Source organism: Erythrobacter sp. (assembly GCF_039988855.1).
Lineage (GTDB): Bacteria > Pseudomonadota > Alphaproteobacteria > Sphingomonadales > Sphingomonadaceae > Erythrobacter.
Window position 1 is genome coordinate 188448 of record NZ_JBDXIY010000017.1, and the last position, 6989, is coordinate 195436.

Consider the following 6989-nt stretch of genomic DNA (forward strand, 5'->3'; position numbering starts at 1 on the left):
TCCCTCGTGATAAAGATCAATGGGCTGATGCTTGCCAATTAAGTCAGTCTAAAACGCAACACAGCACCCATTTTTATGCCGCATTGAAGCTACGATCACATTTTATCGCAGGCTAGACGTCCACGCATCAGTTAGTTTTCTTCGCCCCAAATATGTGGCGCTCAGTCCCAATCAGGTGCGCATAGTCAAGCGACGTTGGCTCGGTATTTTGAAAGCCAATCGGTACAAACTCTACAAATCGTTCTTCTGCACTGAACCCAGCGTTTTTGAGAACCACGTCCATATCGAGATCGTTCATTTTACCAATGAAGGGCTCGTGATTGTTCACGCTATCCCAATCGGTCAAATATTGTTGCAAAGGCGTCTTCTTTGAGAAGGGTAGCATCTCAAGATGGGCTGTAAGACCGCCTGGCTTTAGGAGCCGGCGGCATTCTTTCATGATATTGTTCAATGCCTTGGTCGATGTTTCATGGATCATGATATGCGACACAATCAGATCGAATGATTCATCCTCGAAATTGGTGGCTTCCGCATTCTGTTGAGAAAAATGGATAGCCTTGTTCATTGACTTTGCCCGAGCGTGCCCAAACCGCACAAGCGGCGCCGCAAGGTCAATCGCGTGAATTTCCGCATCGGGAAACATGTCTGCATATGGCAACGTGCTATGCCCAACAGAACAGCCGATATCTAAGATACGAAGCGGTTTGAAATCGGGATATTTCCATTGAACGTAGTCGCTCAACATTTTCCCAACATCATCATTATAACGGCCCATTCCGCCCATCATATAGACATGAATGCTCTGTTCGTACGCCGCGCCAGGCGTGACATCATCATTGGCAATTTCAGTATGATAGCCGCCGGGCATTGTGTGATTATCAACCAGATCGCTATAAGCTGGGATATCAAAATTCTCACTAATGCTGAGCGAGCCGGGGCCTCGTGTTTGGCTCAGCTCTTTAAATTTCCCATTGAGATCGTCGGCTTGCCTGTCCACGCATTCATAAACTGCATTCCACATCATTTCTTGAGTGGTGCGGAGCATTGCTGACCATGTTTGATGATACCCGTCCTTCTCCAAAAATGGTTTTAGCTCAGTCCGATTTTCTGCACTGCGCCCAAGTTCTTTCTCGATCTGCGGAGCGATCCGTGCGTCATAGACTGCCTTGTGACCTGGCGTAAGTTCTGAAGTGATTAACCTACGGAGGCTTCGGACATAGCCCAATTGCGCAGCTTCATCATGAGTTGTTTGCGGCATCATATCGTGTTGGCCGCAAAGTAAGGTGTTTTCTGACATAGGGTTCCCACGCTGATTGAAATTGAGGAACTGTACAAGCTCGTCTGATATCGATGGCTGTTCCCAGTCGCCACGGTGTAACATCGCCATTCAATAGCTTGGATAAAGGGGAATTGAGCAAAAGTTCCAACTCAAAACAACTATCATTGAATAGACGGCTTCTTTTGGCGTTGTTGTCAGACTAAACCTACTTGATTGAAAATCAGGCACGGACGGTTAGGGCAAAGACCATGCCTAGACGTAAGAAACTGGCCGGTCCGTTCCGTTATTTTAAGTCATCGCCAGAAGTGATCCGGATGACGGTTCTGCTGTATTTCCGCTTTCCTTTTTCGCTCCGAAACGTCGAAGATCTGTTGTTCGAACGCGGCTAGGACATCAGCTGTGAGACGGCGAGAATGTGGTGGAACCGCTTCGGTCCAATGTTTGCGTCGGACATTCGAAAACAAAGCGCTTCGAGAATGAAAGGAAAGGGGCTTATATACCTAACCAGCCAACATAGCTAACCAAGTCAATTCAAATCTGGCTAGCTAGGTATATAGGCCCGCCTATTTATCTAGTGGAAAAGGCCGCTTCGAATTCAACTCCCAGCTTAACTCTTCTCTTTGCCCATTGTTATAGTTTAGTTCTGCAACGATTGTTTCGCTGATAACCAACTCATTATTCGGCAATTCTAACGGCACCGACAAACTTCGCCCTGACAATCGTATTTCTGTCTCGGCGCAGTTCCCTCCAGAGCAAATGTCTATAGTCTTGAGGTTCGGGCGTCCTTGCGCGTCTAGTATCAATCTTGCTGTATCTACGCGGTTGCTGGTTTCGCGGGTGACGGCAATCTGTGCCTTCATTCCTGATGGCAATGTTTGCCATTCCAATAGTTCTTCATGGTCGGGCAGCTCTGTAGGTTGGTAGCGTTCAAGCCAAAAACTGAAGAAGAGCATTGAGAGAATTAGCACAGGAAGTGTTGCGACCTGGGCTTTGGTTACAACCTTGATCTTTAACCGCCGCCATGTGAGCCAGACGCCCGTTATCGACAGACCAGAAACAAAGAGACCAAACACAAACCAGATGATCTTCGTGGTGAGACCGCCGAAGGTACCGAAGTGCAGTGGGTCGGCCATTTCGTTGAGATAGGCGACCGTCGATATATCTTCTTCGGGCTGTGATTTGATAACCGATAGATCAACCGGATCGACAAATACGCGGTTGGCTCTGTTGCGTAGCAATGGATTATCGCGAACACCCAAAACAGTGAATGGCTGAGCGGACGTTACCGGATATTGGATGCGGGTGATTTGCATGTCCGGGATCGAACTTTGTGCCACTTTTGCGATTTCCGCGATTGGCCGATCATAAATGACCGGCCCCAATTCTTCGATCCGTTGAGCCGAAACATTCGGCCTTTCTGCTTCCATACGCTCTCCAGCAACGCTGTACCCAAATTCTGTCAGATACCAGATGCCGGTAACGATGATTAGGATGATGAACCATATGCTCCATATCCCGGCCGCCTTGTGCATATCGCCCACCATAACGCGGGCGCCTTTACTGCGCCTAACCCGCGTCATTACGGTGCGCCAATTGCGGGTCGTTTTTAAGCCGGTGTAAAGTGAAATGGCCAAGATAAACGCCAAAGACCCGACAATCGGCAGTCCAAGAACACTCGGCATGAACAGGTAACGGTGCAAGTCGCGGAAGAAACGCTGTACCGTTAGCGGGTTTGCTTCTCCTGTGACCTCTCCGGTCCATTGATTGACGTGGATGTAATTCAACTTCCCAAATTTGTCGGCCACCGAAGCGCGATATGCAAAGTAGTCGTGTCCCAATGTCTCTAAACTGAGGATGTTTGCGTCGGGATCATGGGCACGAACAGCCCGTTCCATTTCTCCCCATGACACCACTTCCGTGCCTTGGGTAACGCGCATGTCATCGTGAATAAGCCAATCTATCTCGTGTGAGAGTGTGGCAATAGTGCCGGTGAAAAGAACCAACGCCATGATAAATGCCAGATGGAAACCCACCCACGTGTGCAGTTCATAGAGCTTTTTTCGCTCGCTCTTTTTCTTCACCGGCTTTGACCGATCAACTGTATCATCCGCGACTGTTGCCACACCCAATTCCTTGAAGGATCGTGCTAGTTTTCAGGAATTCACGCATTTCGATGCGGTCAAAACTCAAATGAGAGCGATCCGATAAATGCTTGGGGGGTGCCGATGCTTACACGCTCATTTCCGCCGCTTGCAGAGAAGAAATTTTCGTCGAACAGGTTCTTAGCTGCAAGTTGCAAGCGCACTGTTTTTCCTTCTCCCAAGCTGGGAAGGGCAACAGTGTACCAAACCGACATATCGACGAGTGTGTAACTGCCAAGTGTCCAACTGTTAGCGTCATCACCAAATCGGTCGCTCGTGTGGAACAAACCGCTCCCGAACCCTAAGCCCTCCAATGATCCCGACTGAATCTCGTATGATGCCCAAAGATTGAATGTGTGTTCCGCCACATTGCGAGGCCGGTTGCCGTCGTTCCCTCCGCCTTCAACCTCGGCATCAGTGTAGGCATAACCCGCTACGATGTTCATTCCCGGTGTGGGCTGACCGGATGCAGACAGTTCTAAGCCTTGCGAGCTTTGCCCATCGCGCAAAACCGGAACACCGATTTCAACGGTGAGCACATTGTTTTTGTCGATCCGATATAGCGCAGCATTGGTTTGCAATGCTCCGTCAAAAAACTCATTTTTGATGCCAAATTCGAACTGTTCGGAATCTTCAGGTTCAAATGGCTCGGTGATGCCTTGTTCCGGGTCCGCGACAAAGTTTGGCTCAAACGCCTGACTGAAGCTGAAGAAAACTGAACTGTTGTCCGTAACTTTGTAATTGATAGCGGCTTGCGGAGAGAACGCATGAGCTGCGTCCAACTCTGTGTCTCCGCCAAGAGTAACGCCATCATAGCGCAAGCCGATCAAAAGGCTAAGTTTGTCTGTCAGATCGACATAGTCATTGATGTAGAATCCGTAAGCTTGCGACTTTGCTGTGAGTAGCGGCAGCCCGTCTAATGAAACTGTGTCGGGCAAATTCCCGAAAATGGGATTTCTCACATCGAGCAGCGGTCCAGTTCCGCCAAAGGCCTCAGGAACACCATTGGTTGGTGCGGTTGCGGCAAAGAAACGTGTTGTTTCACCGTCAAAGAAATCGCCGCCAATTGCCACTCGGTGATTTATAGCGCCGGTGGAAAATTCGCCTGTAACCTTAGCGTTGAGATAGAACACTTCGGTTTCCCGCTCCCGGCTCCCATCCGTACGCCGCGCTAGGAACGCCTGATCGGTCGGATCATCAAAGACAGCTTCCGGAACAACAGGCGCAGTGAAAAACCCATCTGCAGAGATAGGCGCATTTGCGTTTAAAATCACCACTGCGAGAGGCCGAGCTTGCAGGTCATTTGCCGTACTGTTCTCATAGGCTGCACCTAGGCGCAGATTCCAATTATCATTCAACTCTTGTTCCAGCGACCCCTCAAGGAAATGGAACTTGCTTTCGAAAACCTCAAATTCTTCGCCAAATCGCCGGGAAATTGGAATGTCGATGACATTGTTTAGTATCTCACGTCCATCTGGGGTGGGGATGGTCACGGTTCCGCGATCAAGCGGGCGGCTCTCGTCGCGGTACTCATATGTTAAATCCAACCGCGTCGATGATGTCGGTTCATACCGGCCGGAAACAGCAATGGTATCACGCGAAATATCCGTGAAATCGCGAAAGCTGTTGGCGTCTTGGGTTGATGCGACGACACGGATACCCGCGTTGTCACTCAGTGGCTGTGACCAATCTGCGAGGAACAAAAGATCATCAAAGTCACCATAACGGATTTCACCGGCGATGCGTTGTTCATCAAGCGGTTTTTTGGTTGCAATATCAACCAGACCGCCCGGCTCGACTTGCCCATAAGTTATTGATGCGGGGCCGCGCACGACTTGGATGTGATCGACATTCGTTAGGTTTGTTCTGAAGTTGGTTTGACGCCTAAAACCGTTGCGATAAACCGCGTTGCGGCGGAATCCACGAAGGAAGAAATCATCATTTGTACCGCCGAAACCGTCGGATTGTGTGACGCCCGGAGTGTTGCGCAGTGCTTCGCCCAAGTCAGTGATTTTTTGATCCAGAATGAGCTGCTCAGGGATGATATTCACGACCCTCGGCAATTCGAGGAAATCGAGTCGGAAGCCCGTTAGGGCACCAGAATCTTCAACGCGGTAGCGCTCTTGATTGGTGCCCGTCACTATGATCGTATTGACCTGTTTTAACGGTTCGCTCTGTTCCGTATTTTCTTGAGCCATGGCCGGCAGGCAATATGCCAGAACTGCAATTGAAACACCGAAACGAATTACAGTCATCTGTTGATCCCACCTATTGATTGTTGACGAGGCGAGGCACTAAAAGAACAATATTGCTAATGCAACTAAGAATCGCTCTCAAATTGGTTTGAGAGTGTTTCCTTGGTACCCTTGGCTCCTCTACGGCTCCATTCGTTAGGTGAAGGTCTGCCACTGCTCTTCAACGAACCGGAAGTGCGCGGGCTGATTGGCGCAGGCATGTTTATGACAATCGCAATCCAGTGGGCGCCGCGTGATAATGTTGACGGAACGGCTTCTCCGGTCCTGATAGAGTGCAAGCTTCCAGAACCGTACTCGTCCCAAAACGCCGCGTCGAAAGTCTGTTTGTCCGGACGCCAAATGCTTCAACATAAACCTTGCTTCAACGCACGAATGGCGACTAGGAAAAAAGGGTCAGGCGACCAAAATCCTCACTACAAAGGAAGCGCGTAAACAAATGGCCATCCTAGACAAATTTCTTACCCGGTTTCCCGTTTGGGCTGCCCTCTCAATTCTGACAATCAGCTGTGCTTCACCTTCGGTTGACGCTAGCCAGACCGAGGTGAATGGCGACACCATTGCCGAACAAGCTTTGGCAAACGGACATGCGACTGCCGTTTTTGCGATGGGTTGTTTCTGGTGTGCGGAAGCAGACTTTGAAAAACTCGATGGAGTAGTCGCCGTTGTCTCAGGCTATACTGGAGGGGAACTCAAAGATCCGACTTATCGGCAAGTGACCCACGGTGATACCGGCCATTATGAAGCGGTATTGGTTACGTATGACGAAAGCAAACTTTCATACGATGACCTGCTCGCTACGTTCTGGACAAACATTGATCCTTTTGATGCCAATGGTCAGTTTTGCGACAAAGGAACAAGTTACCGCGCAGCAATTTTCCCTCGCTCAGATTCCGAGACAGAGGCCGCTAACAAGTCGAAAGAGCAGCGCAACGAAGAGCTACAGGAAGAGCCTGTGACAGCGATCTTGCCGCGTGCAACCTTCTATAAAGCAGAAGAATACCATCAGGATTATTACAAGAAGAACCCCATTCGATATGGCATCTACCGTTCCCGTTGTGGCCGCGATGCGCGCCTAGCGGATATTTGGGGATCGTCGTCAAAATAACTCTCTGCAGAACCCATGAAGAGAGGCGCTCTCTGCAGACAGCGCCTCTCACATGGCTGCGGGCAACCCTTATCCGCGCCGCCAATCGTGGTATTTCTCGACATAGCTTAGGAGCTTTTCAGGCTTACGGGCTTTCTTCCATTCGCCTGCTGCAAATTTGTTGCCCTCTGCCATGGTTGGGTATGGATGGATGGTTCCAAGGATCTTGT

Annotated in this window: 5 protein-coding genes; 2 read left to right on the forward strand and 3 right to left on the reverse strand. The window is 49.8% G+C overall.

Features of this window, described 5'->3' with window-relative positions; translation table 11 throughout:
• Positions 1 to 127: 127 nt before the first annotated feature.
• Positions 128 to 1297, reverse strand: a complete 1170-nt coding sequence (locus ABJ205_RS11490; RefSeq protein WP_348510057.1) for a class I SAM-dependent methyltransferase — start codon at positions 1295 to 1297, stop codon at positions 128 to 130.
• A gap of 230 nt (positions 1298 to 1527) precedes the next feature.
• On the opposite strand from ABJ205_RS11490, the gene ABJ205_RS11495 reads away from it, so the two are divergent.
• A complete protein-coding gene (locus ABJ205_RS11495; RefSeq protein WP_348160180.1) occupies positions 1528 to 1668 on the forward strand; it encodes a hypothetical protein in 141 nt (46 codons plus the stop codon).
• A 174-nt stretch (positions 1669 to 1842) separates the two neighbouring features.
• Here the strand turns inward: ABJ205_RS11495 and ABJ205_RS11500 are convergent, their stop codons facing one another.
• Together ABJ205_RS11500 and ABJ205_RS11505 are read right to left on the reverse strand one after the other, a co-directional pair.
• On the reverse strand, positions 1843 to 3402 hold the full coding sequence (locus ABJ205_RS11500; protein ID WP_348160181.1) for a PepSY-associated TM helix domain-containing protein: 1560 nt from the start codon (positions 3400 to 3402) through the stop codon (positions 1843 to 1845).
• A 56-nt stretch (positions 3403 to 3458) separates the two neighbouring features.
• The gene (locus ABJ205_RS11505; protein WP_348160182.1) at positions 3459 to 5675 is read right to left on the reverse strand and encodes a TonB-dependent siderophore receptor; all 2217 of its coding nucleotides are present in this window, start codon (positions 5673 to 5675) and stop codon (positions 3459 to 3461) included.
• A gap of 436 nt (positions 5676 to 6111) precedes the next feature.
• Between ABJ205_RS11505 and msrA the strand changes: the two genes are divergently transcribed.
• Entirely contained in the window at positions 6112 to 6780 is a 669-nt protein-coding gene (gene msrA, locus ABJ205_RS11510; protein ID WP_348160184.1) for a peptide-methionine (S)-S-oxide reductase MsrA, read from the forward strand.
• Positions 6781 to 6989: the final 209 nt, after the last annotated feature.